The organism is Rhodococcus antarcticus, from assembly GCF_026153295.1.
Taxonomy (GTDB): domain Bacteria; phylum Actinomycetota; class Actinomycetes; order Mycobacteriales; family Mycobacteriaceae; genus Rhodococcus_D; species Rhodococcus_D antarcticus.
The window spans coordinates 30,892-49,212 of the sequence record NZ_CP110616.1; the positions used below are offsets into that span (position 1 = coordinate 30,892).

Below are 18,321 nucleotides of genomic sequence, written 5' to 3' on the forward strand. Positions count from 1 at the left end.
CTTGGTCAGGGGCAAAGTGCACAGGTTGAGCCACCGCTGACGCACTGGAACGGAGTCGTGTCCGTGGGGGCGCACGCCGCCGGGATCCCGGAGACGTCGTTGCCGAGGCGGAACCTCCGTAAGCACGTGTTGGGGTCGAGGGTCGGATCGGAGCATGAGAGCTCGGCAATGACGTCGGCGGCGTGCCGGCTAGACAGTCCGTGTGCGTTTGCGACGACGCTCGCGCCGACGTCGTTGGCGAGGATGACGTGTCGACCCCCTCCCGCCGCGGCTTTCGCAGCCAACACGATGATCTCGGCCTCCCCGCCGTGCTTGTGCGGGGACTGGTCTGCGCCCGGCAGAGCACGGAGCTGGGCCTGAACCTTCTCGACCTGCTTCGCGTCTTCGGTCGTTAGCTCGACGGGCGATAGAGCGTCATCGCCCAGCAGGAGCTTGGTGTAGGCCGTGCTCGCCGCGCTGGAGACCCGGAAGTCGCGGGCCGACGTTCCACTTCCGAAGGCCAACCCTCGGATCTCCCGTGTGATGCGAGGCGCGAGTCGGGTGCGCTTGCGGTAGTGGGCCCGGAACTTAGTGGGCATGTCGTAGTCGTCGTGAGAGTCGGGCGGGTTTGGGGACGCATGGATACTCAGGAGAACCCCGGTGTCGGGCCAGGCCACGTACTGCGGATCACCGCGCCGGGAGATCGTCGGATCAACGGCGTACAGGGCTGGATGCGGTGGTCCCGGCGGCCGCGCTGCAGGCGGGATTATCGCCGTTCGCTTGGGCATGAGCGCCGGAGACGGACTAGCCATCGGGTCAGGCATGTACTTCGGTCCTCCTGAGGATGGGCGACCTACGCAGCTGAGCGCTAGAACGGTGGGGGTTCATCCTCGTCGTCCCGCCAGCTGTCGGGCCTCGAGAGGGACTGGCCGCCAGAAGGGTTCTGGTGCGCGTCACGATCCGGGCACCACTTCCGGACCGGACACCAGACGCAGTGCGGGCCGGGAGCGGCTTCAAACGTCGTGTCGACGTGCCAGTCGTCGACGGCACGACGCACGTCGGCTCGGGCGACAGCCACCTCGACTGGGTCGTCGGTGGCCCACGCCCAAACCTCAGGACCATCCGGTCCAAGGATCTCGAGCTCGACAACACCGGCCACCGCGGCGTGGAGGGCCGCAAGCCCAGCGTCAAGCAGGGCCAGCATGAACGGGACCTGCAGATACCGGCTGTAAGCGTCGTCCTTGTCCCCAGGCGGGGACTGCATGCTTTTGGTCTCACGGATCACGAGCCGGTCCCCGAGCCGATACAGCAGATCAGGCTTGGTCGCCGGGACGACCTGCGCGGAAGCATCCCAGCCATAGATCGTCTCCTCAACGGCAACAACGGCCGCGCCGCGGGTCTGGAGCGGGCACACGGCGATGTGGCCGCGCAGGTAGGGGTAGGCCGCCGCATAATCGTCAGGTGTCAGGACTCCGCCCGCCAGCCCTAGCCCGGCGCCGCCCGCGGGGTTAGGTAGGTCGGCCTCGTTGCAGGCTGTCCCGCGGTGATGTGCGGTTTCCAACCAGCGGTGCACCGCGTCCCCCCGGACTATCGCGTCGCTATCAACGGGCTCCTTCGGCAGGTGGGCCTCCGCGTCGAGGAGCCATTGCGCTGGGCACCGCGCGTACTTCTCGAGCGCGGTAGGCGATACGGAGCGCGAGACCACGCCCACGGCCGTCTGTCCGAGCATCCCGTCGACCTGAACCGGGCCCCCGCAGACACCCGTCACCTTGCAATCACCACACGACCGGCATGGGACGACGTGGTCCTGCTCCACCAGCGCCCTTGCTCGATCACGGCCTTCGGTGACGAATATTGTCGTCGCCTCGTCCGGTGTGCCGTCGAAGAGGACAGCACAGCTGGCGTCCCCGGCCCCGATTTCGACGACGCGTACCCGGCGCGCCGCAGGAAGGCTGGAGACCGTCGCGGCGACGTATGCCGCGGTCGTAGACCAAGCCACGTCCGCGGCGGTGGGGACGTCGTGGGCGGACCCGACTCGGACGCGACGCACCTCACGCACACCGTCGACCGTCGTGTAGAGCGTCCCCCACACCGTGAGCCGTCGGGCGGGCGGCCCGACGGCAGGGTTTAGAGCCAGCACCTGCAGCGGGCCGAGGTCCGCCTCAATCGAGTCGTGTACATCGAGGACGTTCTCCACGGCGGTCTCGACGTATGGCCGGATCAGCCGAGGGACGCCTCGGGCGTCGAGCTGGCGCAGCAGCCAGGCGTGAAGGGCGGCGTAGTCATCAATACCATCAATTCGGTGCGCCTCCGCCACGAGTTCGTGCACGTCCCTCAGGACGAACGGCATGTCGTCCGAGTAGGTCTGGTGCCACGATGCCGCCTTGACCTTCGGACGCGTTTTGAACGCCATCCGTCGTCCGCATGCACAGTCGTCGGCCATGTTAGTCGCCGAGATCTTGAGCAGGGCACGGTCGCCCACAAGGTCCAGCGGCGGATCCCATGGCACGGCGTTGCCTCCCTTCGGCTTGATGGACCGTATACGCCGTCTCCGACAGACGCACGCGGTCCCGCGAGAGCGTTACCCGGCGTGCTGGCTGATCGCAAGAGGCCATGCTGTTGCGTTGGTTTCGCATAGCTGGGACTGGGTCGGCAGCAATCTCCATGTGCCCGGCCGGGATGTCGGAACATCACGAACGACAGCTTGAGGGTGGCGAGATGGTGGGCTGGCGGAGCCCCTCAGTGAGCACTAAGACGTGCTGAGAGGGTGTCGACGACGCATCCAAGCCCAGATGAATTCACGATCAACCGCGCGGCACCGACTTACTAGAAGTTGCCCTTCGAGCGGTTGTGTGGAATACAAAGCATCTCGCAGTTTGCCAAGTCCGTCGCGCCGCCCTTAGACCAAGCCGTTACGTGGTCAGCGTCCATCTCGCTCCGCCTGTAAATTCGCGTCTTGTTGGTATTTCCCCCGGCCGCGCACACCGGGCAGTTCGACGCAGCCCCGGCCTCAGCGTTGACCGTTTGCTGGGCGTAGCGCGTCGCGATGGTCTTTTCGTCGAAGACCCTCACCGCAAGGAGGCGCGGGTCAGTCCCGCCCCCAAGAACGTACTCGTAGACACCTCGGCGCTTATGGACCGCAGGATCACCAAGTAGGCTGGAGACCCGAGCGTTGACCGTCGAAGCATTGTACGACTTCGAGTGAAATGTCTCGTAAAGCCGACCCCACTCCAGGCCACGCATCTCCTTGTCTGGTGTCCGAATAAACACACTCCCGATCCAATCCACGACCGACGTGAAGTAGGTCTTGAGGCCAGATATCGAGTCGTCGAGTCGGTGCTGCGCAAGATAGGCATCAACGTTGAGCTGCTGGCTGGTGGCGACCCAGGAAAGCGCCTCGGCGAGAACTTCTTGCCGTTTCGGGTCGCCTTTGATGTATGAGCCCCATTTCTGGAGGTTGGCATTGGCCGAATTGGAGAACTCTGCCTTGGCTAGTGTTACGAACGGACCGGAGTAGATTGCGTTCAGGAGTTCCTGGGGGGTGAGCGGAACGCCGGAAATATTGATGGTCTGAAACCAGTCCTTGATCTCGCGTTCTGTTCCTGAACACTCGTAGACCAACAACTCTGAGTCGACGATTCGGCCTTGGTCCTCAGGTGGCAAGGAGGAGAACGTCTGCTCCCTGCCTTCAACTTTGATCGCGAACTTGCCAGTGACAAACCGGCCGACAGACGTGATGCGCTGCTGTCCATCGAGGACTTCGAGCCCGTCAGCGGTGACGTTGAAGTAGATCAGGCCTAGCGGGTAGCCCTTCAAGAGCGAGTCGATGACGGCGACGTCCTTCTTGCCGTCGTTATAGATGTAGTTACGCTGGTACTCCGGTTGAATCGTAAGTGCTCCGGACAGCCCGAACAGCCCCTTACCTTCCAGCTCGTTGTAGACAAACCCGTCGAGGGCCTTCGCAACCGTATAATGTTTGAGGTTGGTCTTCACTAGCCAGTCTTTCGCTGGATAAAGATGCGCTTGTACATGCGTTTGACTGGGTACCCGACGTCGAAGTAAGTCCCAGCGCCGAAAGAGTCCGCCCGGATGTAGCACCCCTTCGATCCAGTATTTGATTTCGCTAGCACACCATCGACGAATTTTCGCTTAGCCGAGTACGTCTTCGTCGGACGAAGGTCGGATTCGTCTGTACCCAGTATCTCGAATTGATCTGGGTTGTATTTAGCCAGCCACGTGATTGGCACGCCCATGACGCCGTCAAAGTCAGATGGAATCGCGTCGCTAAAGGGCACCTCGATCGCGTCGAAGTTGTCGTATCGCTGATACTCAGTCCCGCCACCAAGTGTCCCGATCAGCTTCTTGTTGTACCTTAGATTGTCCGTCATTGTCATCAGTTGGAGTGGCTCGTGGCGGCGGCCATGCTCTATGTTGGTGAACCACTGAACACCGGGAACCCGGACGATACCTTCGCCCCGCTGCTCAACCCACGGACTGTGGACAGAATACGGCGTGTGAAAATGAGCCATGTTGCGCGGAAATCCTTTCCCGAGCCACATCTGGTTGTCCTTGATCCGTCTGAATACCTCTCGGTAGGCAATCGCGTTTTGGTTGCCGATCATCGAGAACCTCACGCGGCCCTCAACCAGCCAGTCGACGAACTCGCGGAACAATGAAAACGGAGGGTTCGTAATGACAATGTCAGCCCCATCACGTAAGGCGGTGACCTCTGCACTGCGAAAATCGCCGTCCCCCTCCAGGTAGTCCCACTGGAGGTCGTCGATATTTACGACGCCGTCCTTATTGAGATCCTTTGGCTCAAGGACAAATTTCTTGCCGTTGAGTCGCGTTCGTCGGCTATCAAATTTCGGGTCTTCGGTTTCGAAGAGCGTGGGCGTAAGAAGGTCCCCGGCAGGGTTACTGTCGGGCGCAAACGAAGTGGAGATGAGCCGTTTAATTCCGTAATCCATAAAGCGAAGAGCGAAGAACTTTGTAAAGTTGGACCATTCGGGATCATCACATGGGAGGAGTACGACTTTATCGCGAAAAACGTTTGGGTCGTACTCAAGATATGCGTTCATTTCTCGCTCGATATCTGCCCATTGAGTGTAAAATTCGTCGTTCTTGACGGCCTTTGCCCGACCCAATATCTCGTTGCCAGCCCCTGTGGTCACGCCCTGCCCTTTCCCCATGCTTGCGTCGCACCGACGCTCGCGGCTCCCATTATGGGCGCAAGCCGGTCGATGACCTCTGTCGGCCCGTTCGACGCGGCGCAGGGCGCGGTTGGGTCGAGGTGCTCACCGACCACCAGTACGGCTGGCTCTCCGTCGTGGGCGTTGCTGGTAGCAGTCGCATGCTGTCGGGTCCTGGCGGATACAGATGAGCCCCGCGCGAGCGAGGGCCCAGCTGGCGCCGAAACCACGCGTCGGCCACGTCGGCCACGTCGGGACCGCCGTTGCCGGGCGGTGGCAACGCTGGACCCGTGTTGCTCATTCGCTCGGTTGTGAAACACCGCCCGGACTTTGACGGCAGGCTCTGGCGGACCGGCCCCGGTGGGTCTGTTGGTGGTTGTTCTGTGGGGGTCAGCGCACGATCAGGGGTTCGACGGCGTCGACGATCTGCTGGGCGAGGTAGAGCTCGCCGTCGGTGTTGGGGTGTTCGCCGTCGTCGGAGACGAACTGGCTTTCGGGGCCTTGGAACCATCCGAGGGTGAGGGGGTCGAGGAAGTGCCCATCGACCTGTGTGGTGGCGGTGGCGAGGTCGTCGCGGATGGTGGTCAGGTCGACGCCAGGGTCGGCCGGGACCGATGGGGGCCCCACGACGAGCAGCGTGGCGGTGGGTGCGAGGTCCCGCACCTGGTGCAGGGTCTGGGCCATCGCCGGGGCGACATCGGGTTGGCCGGCGTCGTTGTCGGAGCCGAAGACGACGACGATCTGGGCCTGGGCGAGGACGGCCCGGTTGACGAGGTCGAGGAAGACGTTGCCGTTGTCGCCGGGTGCGACGTATCCGGCGCCGTTCTCGGAGGCGTTGGTGATCTGCACGTGCTGGCCGCGTGCGGTGAACAGTGACAGTGCCTGCCGTGTCCAGGGGTCGCCGGGGGTGGCGAACCCGGTGCTCAGCGAGTCCCCGATCACGACCAGCCGCGTCGCCGCACCCGTGGTCGGCGGGCGGGTCGCCGCACCCGTCGCAGGCGGGGGTACTGCCTCCGTGCGGCCCGCGCAGCCACCGACGAGGACCACCGTCACGGCCGCCGCCAGTGCGGCGAGAGGTCGGGTCGCCGGGTGTCGTCGACGGGTTCCGGGCACTCCCCACGGTACGTCGGCCCCGGGGCGAGTACCGACGCGGTCGAGCAGTCGCATAGTGGTCGTCGTCCGACCTCGGGCCAAGGTCGTTGCTCAGGGTGACCACTCCGACCGCGCGTCTAATTCGGTCGGTTATGAAACGCCGGCGTGGGGTCTGGGCGTTTGTTACGGCTGCGGCTACCCGAAGCTCAGGCGAGGTCAGTGCGGTGGTCGGCGGCGGAGCGCTCCGTTGCGCCCGCGGTGGGCTCGGTGTCCGCGGTGGGGTCGGTGGGGGAGTCGACCTGGTCGGGGTGCAGGGAGGTCAGGGCGACCTGTATGACGCCACCGGCGAGGTCGGTGAGGATCGCGTTGTCAGCGCTGACGGAGTGGACCAGCCAGGGTCGTTCTTGGCGGCCGCGCATGACGGTGCTGCCTGGGAGGGGGAGGTGGCCCTCGACCCCGGTGGTGTGGATGACGGTGAGGGCGGTGCTGTCGGCGGCCACGGCGATGAGGGTGGCGGCATCGTCGGCGTCAGCGGTGTCGGGGACGGCCAGCGTCACGAGCACGGTCACCAACCGCTCACCAGGCTTCACAGGTGCAGTGTCCTCCGTGTGCGGTTCACCACCACGGGGGCGAACGCGGGCCAAGCCGTCGGCTGGGCGCCGTTGCCGCCCGTTGGTGCGCATGGCCCGTGTTCCGGGCTGAACTGGAGAACTCGACAGTCGAGCGGGGTGGGTGCATATTCGCTCGGTTGTGAACCACTGCGCGGACCCCGCGCTGCGCGGAGGGCCCGGTTGCCGAAGCAACCGGGCCCTTCGACGTAGGGGAGACGTCAGGACTGCAACCAGATGATGTGCCTCGCAGCGATCACCTCCGTCGGGTTGGGTCTGGACTGTGTTGTGCGCACTCATGCGCTGCCCCGTGCAGCGCCTCAGGTGATCCCTCTGTGTCTGCCGATTTTTTAGCACCGGTCTCCACACGCGTCAACACCCGCGAGGCCCCGACTCCGCGGCTACTGGAGGTCAGGTATTGGGGTGGGCGTGCAGCAGCCCCCTTCGTGCGGCTTCCACCGCGGGCTCCGCGTGAGCGCAGCCAGCCAACCGAGCGACCCGTCACCCCACCCGCCCGCATGTTCATGCAGTGCGCTTCATGAGCACGAATACGAGCGGTTGTGGAACACCGAGCGAGCACTGCCGGCACCTTCAGGTCGCCGACCCGGTTGCCAGGTTCACTACCGCGCCGGGTGCGCCGCTCACGGCCGGTTCTGGCACACACCCCCACCCGAAACGCTGCTCTGTGACTCGGACCGCTGTCTGGCGGATATCTGGCGGCGTTATGTGGCCGTGGGTCAGCGGCCGATGAGGAGGGCTTCGCGGGCGGCCTCGACGACTTCGGGGGTGATGGTGTGGAGGTTGTTGATGGTGCGGATGCGCTCGACTTGGGTGAGTAGTCGGTCGACGAGTCGGAAGTTGCCGCCGGTGATGCGGGCGACGGTGGCGGTGGCGACGGTCTGGGCGAGCTGCTCGCCTTCGTCGGTGGTGGGGGTGGCCTGCCAGCGGCGGGTGAGCAGGGCGGTGAGTTCGTCGTTGGTCAGGGGGCGGTACTGGTGGGCGAAGCCGATTCGGCTGTAGAGCTGGGGGTAGCGGGCCAGGCGTTTCTCGATGCCGGGCATGCCGATGAGGATGACGCCGAGGCGGTGTCGGTCGTAGTAGTCGCGGACCTGTTCCAGGCCGGTGGTCTTGAGCCGGTCGGCTTCGTCGATGATGAGCAGCTCGGTGAGCCCGGACCCGGCGGAGTCGGTGTGGACGAAGGGGTCGACCTTGCCGTGCTGGTGGTAGTCGATGGCGTAGGAGATCTGTTGGCAGGCTCGGGGTAGTGCCTGGTCGACCTCCTTGGTGGTGGCGCTGACGGTCGGTGTCCACAGCGCGGTCCGGCTCTGTCGGACGCGTTCGGGCACCGGTCCGGGCTCGGCGCCGGTGGTGAGCTCGTGCTGCCATCGGGCCCAGTCGTCGGTGCCGGCGTAGTGCCGGGCGGACAGCGTCTTGCCGACCCCGGGTGGTCCCCAGCACAGCCCGATGTAGCGGTGGGTGCGGACGGTGTCGGCGAACTCGGCGAACCGGCGGTGCTCGGTGGTGACCAGGAACGTCGGCGGGTTGGTCGCTGGTGTGGCGGGGCTGAGCTCGCCGAAGGTGCCGGAGAGGAATCGTCGGCCGTCGTCGTCTGTGCCGAGCATGCTGAGGTCGTTGGTGGGCTCAGTCGCTGGCATAGGTCCTCAGCCGGTGTCGTGGGCCAGGGTCAGGCTGGTCGGGGACCTGCGGGTCAGGTGGTCCAGCGGGTGTGGCATCGGGCGATGGCGCCGGGTCCGGGACGTAGCGGTGGTCGGGGGGTAGGGAGTCGGCCAGGCTGCGGCGCTCACGCAGCTGCTGTTTGAGGGCTCGGCGCCGGCGGTTGCGCGCGTCCTGGACCTGCTCGAGGGTGACGGCTCCGGTCGCGAGCTCGGGGGCGATGGCCCGGCAGAGGTAGCCGTCGTCGTGGAAGACGCGGAGCTCGGCGGCGTCACGGGGGTCGTAGCGGATGGTGACGGTCTCACCGACGTAGGCGGCCAGGACGGGGCTGAGGTAGCGGGTGCTGTTGAAGCGGATCCCGTCGCGCTGCACGACCCGGCCTGTCGCGGCGGTGAGCAGCAGCAGGTCGAGGTCCTCGGGGTGGCCCGGGGCGCGGGGGATCCAGCCCTCGCCGAGCCAACGCCGCCCCGGTGGTTGCCCGGTCTCCGAATGCGGCCGCTGGTGGTACTCGCCGATGATGAACTGCTCGAGCGCGGCGTCGAGCTGGGCGGTGCTGAGGGTGGGTGGGGAGATCGGTTGGCCGTGGGTGCCGTGCGGGATGTGCCCCGGCAGGTGCGGGAGCAGCTCGCTGGTGATCGTGCGGTAGAAGCGTTCGATCTTGCCCCGGCCCTGCGGGACCCCGACCCGGGAGTGGATGAGCCGGATGTGGGTGTCCAGGCAGACCCGTTCGAGCCTGTTGCTGGTGAAGTCGCTGCCGTGGTCGCTGTAGAGCACGTCGGGCAGGCCCTGGACCTGCCAGGCAGGGTTGGCCTTGCCGCGGACGGCCTGGTGCAGCGCGAGAGCGGTCTGCTCGGCGGTCGGGTCGCCCAGCAGGAGTGTGTAGCCGGCGACCGCGCGGGAGTAGTCATCCAGGACCACGGTCAGCCAGGGCCGCACCGGCTGGTGTTGTCGGTCGAGGATCTGCACGTCGAGCAGGGTGTGGTCGGCCTGCCACTGCTCGTTGGGGCGGGCGGCCGTGCGCCGCAGGACCAGCTCGAACTGGTCCCGGTAGGCGGTGTCACCGTGCAGCGCGAGCGTCCGCAGTCCCGGGTCGATGGCCGCGACGATCCCTCGCACCGTGGAGTAACTCGGCGCCGGGAGCCCCTGGTCGTGGGCGAGGTCGCTGATCCGGCGGTGCACGAACGCGGTGGTCGGCGCCGGTCGGCGTAGCGCGAGGGCCTCGATGATGTCCACCAGGTCCTTCGGCAGCTGCCGCCGGCCGCGGTCACTGCGCGTCTTGCGCTCCAGCGACGACACGCTGCCGCCGTCGCGGTAGGCAGCTGCCCACCGGCTCAGCGTGCGCACCGGCACACCCGCGTCTTCGGCCAGGCGGGTCAGGGGCACTCCGCCGTCGACGTGCTCGCGCAACAGGGTGACCTTGTCCTGCGCGCTGAGCCGCCCGGTCACCACGCACCCTCCTGGCCTACGGCGCCGTCAACGCTGGCGCCGTCAACGCTGGCGGCGACGTGGCCGGCGGGCTGGCGTCGTCGCCGGCGGGCGCGGCGACCGTGAGCTGCTCGGCCGGTCGGGGCGGCAGGTGCCGGTAGAGGCTGGTGCGGGCGATACCGCTCTTGGTGACGATCTCACCGATGGTGTGCCCGGTCTCTCGCAGGTGCGCGGCGTAGGCGAGCTTGTCCGGGTCCACGACGCTCGGCCGCCCGATCCGGCGGCCCTTCGCCGTCGCCACCGCGCGGGCGTGCGCGGCCCGCTCCACGGTGTAGGTGCGCTCCATCTGCGCGAACAACGCCAGCAGCACGACCGCGAGCTGACCCATCGGGTCGCCCGGGTTCGCCGAGTCGACCCGGATCGGGTCGGCGAGGTTGCGGACCCCGACACCACGCTCGGAGAGCTCGTGGATCAAGTTCAGGGTGTCGCGCACGGTGCGCCCGAGCCGGTCGAGGGTGTGGACCACGATCACGTCGCCGTCGCGGGCGTAGCCCAGCACCGCCTGCAGGCCGGGCCGGTTCGTCGTGGCCCCGGATTTCTTGTCGAGGTAGATCCGCTCCGGTGCGACCCCGGCCACCCGCAGCGCGTCGATCTGCCGCTCGAGGTCCTGCTTCGCCGTCGACACCCGCGCGTACCCCAGCTCCACCCCCGCACCGTACCGGAGGTCGGATCCGTACGGCACTTCTAAGACGGACTTGTGGACCTGACTTGTGGGATGGCCGCCACCAGGAACCCAGCACCCCGGACAGCCCGGCGACGACACCGTCCCACTACCAAGGAAGTGGAACGGTCATCCTGTCGACCTCGGTGCGGTGCGTCTGGCTGACATGCTCGTTCCACGGCCATCGGCGACGCCTCGGTGACACGGAACTGTTCTGGCGACACGGACCCGCGAAGGCGCACCGCTGAACGCACTCGATGCGGTAGCTGCCACCGCTCATCGACCTGACGCCTCACCACGCGTCATGCCGACGAGCCACATTCCTCGACCAGGGCAGCGCCAACTAACGCTGCGAGTCACAACGCTGCTCCCGACAGGGTGGGGGAGTGGTGGGTGCAGAACTGGTGCCCGAAACCTCTGTGTCGCCAGACGGCCTGACGGTGAGTTGTGGAACAGTGCGGCCTCGTGGGTGAGCTGCTGGGGTACGCGAGGGTCTCCACCCTGGAGCAGGACGCTGCGCTGCAGCACGACGCTCTCAGCGCCGCGGGGTGCTTCCGGTCGTGGACCGACACCGCTTCCGGTGCGATCACCGACCGACCAGAGCTGGCTGCGGTGATGGACGCGTTGCGTCCGGGGGACACCCTGGTGGTGTGGCGGCTGGACCGCCTGGGTCGGTCGCTGCCGCACCTCATCGAGACCGTCCGCGGTCTTGCCGACCGTGGCATCGGGTTCCGGTCGCTGCAGGAGGCCATCGACACCACCACCCCCGGGGGCCGGTTGGTGTTCCACATCTTCGGCTCACTCGCGGAGTTCGAGCGTGATCTCATCAGGGAACGCACCATGGCCGGGCTGGCCGCCGCCCGGCGGCGGGGTCGGGTCGGGGGCCGGCCCACGGTGATGACCGCGGCGAAGACGAAGCAGGCGCTGCGGATGGTCACCGCGGGGACGCCGCTGACGGAGGTCGCCGACGTCCTGGGGGTCAGCCGCACGACGTTGTACCGCCACCTCAAGACCACCCCCGCCGTCGTGACCGCACCGGTAGTGGCACCGGTCCTGCCCCCGGTGGTGTCGGTCGCGCCGGTGGTGGGGGAGCGGTCGGGGCGGTCGTGCCCCTCCTGCGGGCTCGAGCCCAGCACCCGGCAGGAGGCCGCCCAGCTGCGGGCGGACCTGGCGGTGCGGTGGCTGCACCCCGACCCCACCACCCCTGGTGCCGTCGTCGAGGCCCGGCACTGCCGGACCTGCCAGCCGCGGGGGGCGGTGGTCGACGTGGAGTGCACCCGCTGCGGCGACGGGCCCATCATCACCGGGGCCCTCGCCGAGGACAGCGCCCCGGGGTCGGTGGCCTACCCCGCACGGAGGTGGTTGGTGGCCGCCGGGTGGGTGACGGCCCCCGAGCTGGTGTGCCCCGAGCACTGAGAGCAACCCGGAAGGTGCGCAACAGCTTGTTGCGCACATGGCCGAGTGCAGGGCGGGGAGCGCCGCACGCAGGCCGGCGGCGAGCCGGGCGTGGCCCTGCCGCTACTTCGTCTGGTGGGGGTGGCTGGTGTGCACCTGCTCTAGGTGCACCGTCTGGCCCTCGATGTAGAACCAGATCCGGGCGGTTCCTCGTTCGGTGGGCTTGTGCTGCCACCGCTGGTGGGTGGCCCCACCGCGGTGGATGCTGCCCAGCTCGCCCTTGAGCCGGTAGTTGGTCGGCGTCGTGGTGTCGGGGGTGCGGGTCAGGAAGTCCCAGACGTCGGCCATCTGGTTGCCGGTGGTGGCAACAAGGTCCTGCCAGCCCCGCTGTGCACTGGTGGTGCCGAAGCGGATCTCGTACTCGAGCTTCCTGGGTGGGCGCGGTACCAGCTCACCCCGCTTGCCTGCCACGCCTACGGGCGCGCCACGACGTCGCCGCCGTCGAGCCAGTCGACGTCCACGCTGCGCAGCCCGGCCGCGATGGCGACCGCTGTCTCCTGCCAGGACGTCAGCTCCGCGATCGCCAGGTGCGGCTGGTCGGTGGCGAAGGAGGCGCGCGCGGCGTCGACGAGCTCGTGGGCGCAGGTGGTTCGGTCCGCGGGTGACAACGCGAGCATCCAGGGGAAGGGCTTGGACATCCGCTCGGCCAGGGTGCCGCCGTCCTCCAGGGTCACCGTGATGAGCTGCGCGGCGAAGTTCAGCAGGCCGGCACGGGCCTCGGCCTCGCGCTGGGACATGAGCACCAGGGACTCGCCGTCTCGCCGGGTCACCGTCACGGGGTGGTCCTCGGCCTCGGCGAACACCTCGGCCGCGTGCTTGCTCAGGTCCGAGGAACGCCGCGTCGCCGCGGGCAGGTACGCCATGGTCATGGACCCACCCTATTCCGAACGTGATCGGAAGTCCACGCTAGGCGCGGGGAGGGACCGCCCCACCCGAGGCGCCCGCGGCACGGCCCGCAACGGTGCGTGCCCGCTCCTTTGTGCCGCAGCACGCCCCGCTCCCGGGACGACCTCCGGACAGGGCCTACGGGACCAACCGGCAGTTGCACCCCCGTAGCGCTCCCACGGTTCCGGTCCGGGTTGCGCTTACGGAGCGCAGTGAGGATGGGCGCGAGCGCCGATTGTGCCGAGTGCTCGTCTGGTCAGTCTGGTTTGCGATTCGTCGTCTGAAGGACTAACGGGAGGAAGCGATCGATCTCCTCATCGCTGAAAGTCATGTCGTCTTTCACTTGCAGCGCGGTCTGTGCTTTCTTGTAGGCGCGTGGACTCGTGTTCGGTGCTTGGGAGTAAACGATCCCCAGGTCGGCAACGAGCGTGTCCCGCCGTACCAACAGATCCTGGCCCGCGGTCTGCGTCTCCATCATGTCAACGAGCAGCAACTGATACTGCTCGCGTATCAGCCAGAGCTGCTTCGCCGTGGCACGGTGACGTTCCTCGGAACCCCTCGGATCAAAGCTCAGCTGGAACACGACGAAGGCGACGGCGATCATTGAGATCACCGCGCCTATAACGAGGAGCACGTGCTCATCCGTCGTTAGCGCGCTGAAGATAGAGCCGGCGGTCAACGCGGTGAGGATGATGTTGAACCACTTAATCACAGCCGTTTTGGCGCTTTCGATCTCGCGCGCCTTTTCGTGCGTTTTGTGGCTATAGACCACGCGGCCGAGACTCTCGCGTAAATTGGCGATGTTTATTTCGTCAGGGGCCGACATACATCGATCCAAAGATTTTCTGCCAGTGCTCAGTCGCTAGGTACTCATAACTACTGGCCTCGTCCTCGCACGCCTCAAGAGCGTTGGCGTACGCGCGTCGAACTTTGGCAGCCCATGCATCCCCGTACTGGCATTTTTCGTCAATGCCAGGAATCTTACACGTTCCGTTTGTGTAGTTCAGCAACTCCTTAAAGAAGTCGCGCATCATCCAGTCGTGATATGTCGAGGACTTGGAGGCGTGTGGCCAGTCTTTGAGGAAGTTGACCGCTCTCAACTCAAGAACGATCGACTTGATCGGCACGTTGCATTCCTGCTGCCACACCTTCAGCATCTTGATTAGTTTACGGGTGTTGCCAGCGGTTCGTTTGTCCGACCGGTCGACGAACGCCGCTTCCTCGCGGTAGTTGGAGAGCTGCCAACTGCCCCCGTCGTGCGAGTCTGCTAGGAGGAACTTCCCGGTTACCTCGAAGGCGGGGACGACTTGCACTGAGTGTCCGTTGGTGAACTTGACGTCGACGACTCGCCCGCTTCCGCTAATCGAAGTGCTCGGGTAGCGCTGTGCGATGACCGCGCGGACGTCTTGGAGCATCTGCGACTGTCCGTTGCCTGCGTACTCGTCGTAACGCTTGTACTGCAAGATCGGCATGATGAAGACCATGTCGACATCGCGGGGTGGCCGCACCCGCGTGCGCTTGGCGTGCGACCCGATCAGCAGCTTCGTCGAGCCCGTGTAGGCCACGTTCGGGTAGTAGCGCTCATTAAGTTTCGACGCCACCGACTTGACTCGATCCTGAGCCTCCTGCCGCTGAGCAGCATTTAGCGAAACATTGCCGATGAACCGATCAAATCGTGATGATGTAGACACGTGCCCTCCTGTACCCGGAAGTTTCGCACACCCGGCTGACATCGTCCTCCCGCCAAGCCTCGTCTGATTGCGCGGGCACGCCACAACGCTCAGGGCCCATGACCACCGGCCGTCCGGCGCCGGCAACGGCGGCATTTCGTGTCGCCGGGCCTACGGTCGTCCGGTGTCGGCACGGCCGCACCTAGCGATCGATCCGTGCGCCCTAACCAGCCTGCCGAACGATGCATAACGGGCCCTATGGCGCGGGTGAGCGGGTCTCGCCCACCGGATGACGGTTTTTGATCGAGGCCTCGGCGGCGCCCGGTCAGGGATCGGTGAACGGATCCTCGCGGTGGGCTACCACCGGCCGGTGATCTGGCGACGACCGGTCGCCGAGCTCATTCCGACCGCTGCAATGCCCAGCGTCGAAAGCAACGGACCGACGGCGAAACCACGCGATGTCACGGCGCTGAGGACGACGTACACGACGCCTGACAGCACAATGGCCGCGAAGACCGCCTGCCACTTCCGCGCGTGGATCCACCGCAGCTCGGCCGGCCGTTCTGTTATGTCGTCACCTCTCCAACCTGAGCGCTGTCCACTTCGAAGCCCGAGGCGCGGGGCGGACCACCTGAGCGCCCTCGCCAAGCACGGTATTTGACCCGAGGAGCAGTTGGCGCTAAAGAAAGCGTTGTCGCACCACTCCCGATCAGACCCGCCGTGCGGCCTTCCCGACGGACGACCGTTCCGACCCGGAGTCCGATCCCTGTGAGACGCCGACACGGGGGTCGAAACCACCGTGCCCCTACCGCGGCGGCATCGAAGGGGTCGTACCCCCCAACATGACGGTCACTTGCTATGACCCGACTGCCGCTGGACGACCACCAGCAATTGCGGGTCCGACTTCGAACGTTACTAAAAGCTGCTGGCGACTACCTGATGCTGCCAGTCGCCAATCGGCGCGTATGCAGTCACCTTCGGCGCCCCGGCGGCGTAGCTCACCAACGCTAGACCGTAGACGCCCTGCACCGCTCCGATCGTCGGAATGGTCGGAAGTGGAACGTTGAAAACGAGGTCCTGTAGATCTTTGACGGGCTCGATCGAACCTGCGTTCTCGTGCGCTCCCAGCTCTGCTGGTTGGTTCCATGTGTTGGCAAATCCGGTGTATTCGCCGTTGCTTGTTGGGACCTCGGTGCGCGGCCGGTTAGGCGCAACCGCCCAGGCTGTCGTTCCGTTGTAACTGATCTGGAACGGCATGTCGCCGTAATCGAGGGTTGCCCGTTGTGGCTGCCAGTTCTTAACGATGTCGCTCCCGCTCACAAGTAAGCGGAGGGCGCTAGACTTATCAGTGCTTATGTTAATCGCCGTGTCACCCTGGTTTGAGATTAGCGGGCGCAGCTTAATCTGGTACTCGCTTGAGATGCTCTCGCCGTTCGAAGCTAGAACTGGGGCATGGCACCAGAAGGTCACGCATAGGGTGACTGAAAGCGGTGTGGGAACGCTCGAGTCCGGCAGAGGGCAGTTCTGGGCCACGTTGACGGACACGGGCGGAGCAAGTGACAACGCAGGAGTGGTCGGGGCCGGGTTGATGACACAGTTGGAGTTGGCGCAAAAATTATTGTTCCCGCCCGTGGCACTCATATTGTTGGTGGTCGAGCCTTCGCCCGAGCCACCGCCAACAACAAGTGGCGTAATAATCCCGGTTCCCGCGATTACAACTGTTGCTGCCGCCGTTATCTTACCGTGCTCCTTCAGCCAAGTAGCCGCCCGGAGTAGTTGGACCATAATTCAGTATGGTATCCCGTACGGGACGTTGGGGTCTAGGCTGTCCGAGTTGTCCATCCGGCTTCGGTCACCGACCTGTGGCTGCGAACGGGGTGGTCCGCCTTGCGGTGTTGGGTCGTCAGATGTCGCCGCGCAGCTCGCTCAAGTGCGTTCGCCGCCGGGGGAGGTGAGGCTCGAGGTTGTGGACACGGTGGAGCCCGAGATCGGTCGCCGAGGCAAGTTGGCCCTCGAGCACGGGGCCATGCCCGTCGTGGTGGGACCACTGCACGAGCAGCACCACCACGGCGATCAGCATGGGGGGCTCCCCGCCGAGCGACCTGAGCATGCCGTCGACGCGCTGCTCGTCGCTCAGGGAGTGAGTGCACCGACCCTGAACTGGCCCCTGTGTGGCGCGGCGTGGGGCCAGGCCACGCTCCCCTTCGAACCTGCAGCAAACCCTTTTCAGGCTGACGGGAGCGTGCGAGCCGGACTTGCGAACGGTCCTGACGCCCCGTGGGTCACGGCGTGCTGCCGCGCGGGGATGGACCCGGGCGCCGGGCTGTGGCAGTGGCTGGTGCCGTCCGGGCGGTGCCATCGCGCGGGAACGGTGGGGTGGTGACGCGCTCTGTTCGTGGTCGTGGCACGGTGACTGTGGTGCTCGACTGGTTATTAGCGGGGATGCCCTTGAGGGTGTTGTTGTAGCGCTGGTCGTGGCGGCGGGGCCTGGTACGAACTTTCTGGGATGGGTTGCGCTGAGCGTGGTGGCGCGGACAGGAGAAGGCGTGCAGCTGGGAATCATGGATCACATCGATGCCAACGGGCTGCGCCCCGGTGAGCAGTATGAGCAGCGGCTGCGGCTCACGGAGCTTTACGACGCACTGGGTTTTCGTGCGTATCACCTGGCTGAGCACCACGGCACACCGTTGGGTGTGGCCCCGTCACCGAACCTGTTCCTGGCGGCGGTGGCCCAGCGGACGGAGAACCTGCGTATCGGTACCTTCGTCAACACCCTGCCGATGTACCACCCGGTGCGGCTAGTCGAGGAGATCGCGATGTTGGACCAGCTCAGTGGCGGTCGCCTCGAAATCGGCATGGGTCGCGGGATCTCCCCCGTCGAGGTCGGCTACTACGGCATCGACCACGACACCACCCGCGCACGTTTCAGCGAGCTGGTCGAGATCGTGCGCCGCGGCCTGAGCTGCCCGGTACTGGACTTCCATGGCGAGTTCTACGACATCAGTTCTGTGCCCATGGTTGTTGCCCCGGTGCAGAGCGCGCTGCCCCTCTGGTACGGGATCGCTGACCCGGAGAAGGCCGGGTGGGCTGCGGGACTGGGCCTGAATGTGGCCGCTCTGCTCGACGCTGCGTCGGTACGGCCCATCACCGACCGGTTCCGAGCCGAGTGGGCGAAGCTGGGGAGGCCAGCCTCGGAGCTGCCGTTGACCGCGGTGACCCGCAACATGGTGGTCGCGCCAACCGCCGAGGAAGCCATGCACACCGCCAACCGGGCCTTCGGCCCGTGGCGGGCGAACACCGACCACACCTGGCTCAAGGCGGGGCTGCCCTCGCCCTTCGACAAGCGCACGGGCAAGGACTTCGCGGAGTGGCACGACAAGGGCGGAGCGTTCGCGGGGACCCCCGAGGACGCGTTGACCTACCTCACCGAGCAAGCGCAGCAGGCGGGTATCACCTACGTCGCGGTCGACGTGGCCTTCGGTGACACCAGCTACGACGAATCAGCCCAAACCGTCCAGCTCCTCGCCACAGAAGTTCTCCCGGCCCTCGCCGACCTCACCCCAGCCCGCCTGTAAAGATGCGAACCGGGATCGCCGCCTCCCGAGGGGTGGTCGACCTTA

Annotated in this window: 17 protein-coding genes; 2 read left to right on the forward strand and 15 right to left on the reverse strand. The window is 66.0% G+C overall.

Going from position 1 to position 18,321, the window contains the following annotated elements:
- Positions 1-5: 5 nt before the first annotated feature.
- From RHODO2019_RS18085 to RHODO2019_RS18125, 9 genes are all read right to left on the reverse strand, one after another.
- Complete coding sequence (locus RHODO2019_RS18085) at positions 6-803, reverse strand: hypothetical protein (protein WP_265385007.1); 798 nt, start codon at positions 801-803, stop codon at positions 6-8.
- A gap of 44 nt (positions 804-847) precedes the next feature.
- A complete protein-coding gene (locus tag RHODO2019_RS18090) occupies positions 848-2,392 on the reverse strand; it encodes a PD-(D/E)XK nuclease family protein (protein ID WP_265385008.1) in 1,545 nt (514 codons plus the stop codon).
- Positions 2,393-2,805: 413 nt separating this feature from the next.
- Positions 2,806-3,972 carry a GmrSD restriction endonuclease domain-containing protein gene (locus RHODO2019_RS18095; RefSeq protein WP_265385009.1) on the reverse strand — a complete coding sequence of 389 codons (1,167 nt, stop codon included), beginning with the start codon at positions 3,970-3,972 and terminating at the stop codon, positions 2,806-2,808.
- Positions 3,972-5,171 (reverse strand): adenine-specific methyltransferase EcoRI family protein, encoded by a 1,200-nt coding sequence (locus RHODO2019_RS18100; RefSeq protein ID WP_435532253.1) that lies wholly within the window; start codon positions 5,169-5,171, stop codon positions 3,972-3,974. The genes RHODO2019_RS18095 and RHODO2019_RS18100 overlap by 1 nt, the downstream gene beginning before the upstream one ends.
- 390 nt (positions 5,172-5,561) lie before the next feature.
- Positions 5,562-6,113 (reverse strand): SGNH/GDSL hydrolase family protein, encoded by a 552-nt coding sequence (locus RHODO2019_RS18105; protein ID WP_265385011.1) that lies wholly within the window; start codon positions 6,111-6,113, stop codon positions 5,562-5,564.
- Between the two features lie 356 nt (positions 6,114-6,469).
- Positions 6,470-6,832 carry a hypothetical protein gene (locus tag RHODO2019_RS18110; protein WP_265385012.1) on the reverse strand — a complete coding sequence of 121 codons (363 nt, stop codon included), beginning with the start codon at positions 6,830-6,832 and terminating at the stop codon, positions 6,470-6,472.
- 776 nt (positions 6,833-7,608) lie between these two features.
- Positions 7,609-8,493: an AAA family ATPase gene (locus RHODO2019_RS18115; RefSeq protein ID WP_265385013.1), complete on the reverse strand. Its 885-nt coding sequence runs from the start codon at positions 8,491-8,493 to the stop codon at positions 7,609-7,611.
- A gap of 19 nt (positions 8,494-8,512) precedes the next feature.
- Positions 8,513-9,991 carry a TnsB C-terminal domain-containing protein gene (locus RHODO2019_RS18120; RefSeq protein ID WP_265385014.1) on the reverse strand — a complete coding sequence of 493 codons (1,479 nt, stop codon included), beginning with the start codon at positions 9,989-9,991 and terminating at the stop codon, positions 8,513-8,515.
- 16 nt (positions 9,992-10,007) lie between these two features.
- Positions 10,008-10,676, reverse strand: a complete 669-nt coding sequence (locus RHODO2019_RS18125) for a recombinase family protein (RefSeq protein ID WP_265385015.1) — start codon at positions 10,674-10,676, stop codon at positions 10,008-10,010.
- Between the two features lie 480 nt (positions 10,677-11,156).
- Between RHODO2019_RS18125 and RHODO2019_RS18130 the strand changes: the two genes are divergently transcribed.
- Positions 11,157-12,107 (forward strand): recombinase family protein, encoded by a 951-nt coding sequence (locus tag RHODO2019_RS18130; RefSeq protein WP_265385016.1) that lies wholly within the window; start codon positions 11,157-11,159, stop codon positions 12,105-12,107.
- A 102-nt stretch (positions 12,108-12,209) separates the two neighbouring features.
- Here RHODO2019_RS18130 and RHODO2019_RS18135 read toward each other — a convergent pair whose 3' ends face one another.
- From RHODO2019_RS18135 to RHODO2019_RS18160, 6 genes are all read right to left on the reverse strand, one after another.
- On the reverse strand, positions 12,210-12,557 hold the full coding sequence (locus tag RHODO2019_RS18135) for a hypothetical protein (RefSeq protein WP_265385017.1): 348 nt from the start codon (positions 12,555-12,557) through the stop codon (positions 12,210-12,212).
- Between the two features lie 2 nt (positions 12,558-12,559).
- Positions 12,560-13,015 (reverse strand): prevent-host-death protein, encoded by a 456-nt coding sequence (locus RHODO2019_RS18140; RefSeq protein WP_265385018.1) that lies wholly within the window; start codon positions 13,013-13,015, stop codon positions 12,560-12,562.
- Positions 13,016-13,287: 272 nt separating this feature from the next.
- Positions 13,288-13,857, reverse strand: coding sequence for an SLATT domain-containing protein (locus tag RHODO2019_RS18145; protein ID WP_265385019.1), 570 nt, complete (start codon positions 13,855-13,857; stop codon positions 13,288-13,290).
- Positions 13,844-14,722 carry an SMODS domain-containing nucleotidyltransferase gene (locus RHODO2019_RS18150; protein WP_265385020.1) on the reverse strand — a complete coding sequence of 293 codons (879 nt, stop codon included), beginning with the start codon at positions 14,720-14,722 and terminating at the stop codon, positions 13,844-13,846. Before RHODO2019_RS18150 ends, RHODO2019_RS18145 begins: the two co-directional genes overlap by 14 nt.
- A gap of 894 nt (positions 14,723-15,616) precedes the next feature.
- Positions 15,617-16,021, reverse strand: coding sequence for a hypothetical protein (locus RHODO2019_RS18155; protein ID WP_265385021.1), 405 nt, complete (start codon positions 16,019-16,021; stop codon positions 15,617-15,619).
- A 583-nt stretch (positions 16,022-16,604) separates the two neighbouring features.
- Positions 16,605-16,781, reverse strand: a complete 177-nt coding sequence (locus tag RHODO2019_RS18160) for a hypothetical protein (RefSeq protein ID WP_265385022.1) — start codon at positions 16,779-16,781, stop codon at positions 16,605-16,607.
- A gap of 466 nt (positions 16,782-17,247) precedes the next feature.
- Here RHODO2019_RS18160 and RHODO2019_RS18165 point away from each other — a divergent pair, with 466 nt between their 5' ends.
- A complete protein-coding gene (locus tag RHODO2019_RS18165; RefSeq protein ID WP_265385023.1) occupies positions 17,248-18,276 on the forward strand; it encodes an LLM class flavin-dependent oxidoreductase in 1,029 nt (342 codons plus the stop codon).
- Positions 18,277-18,321 lie beyond the last annotated feature (45 nt).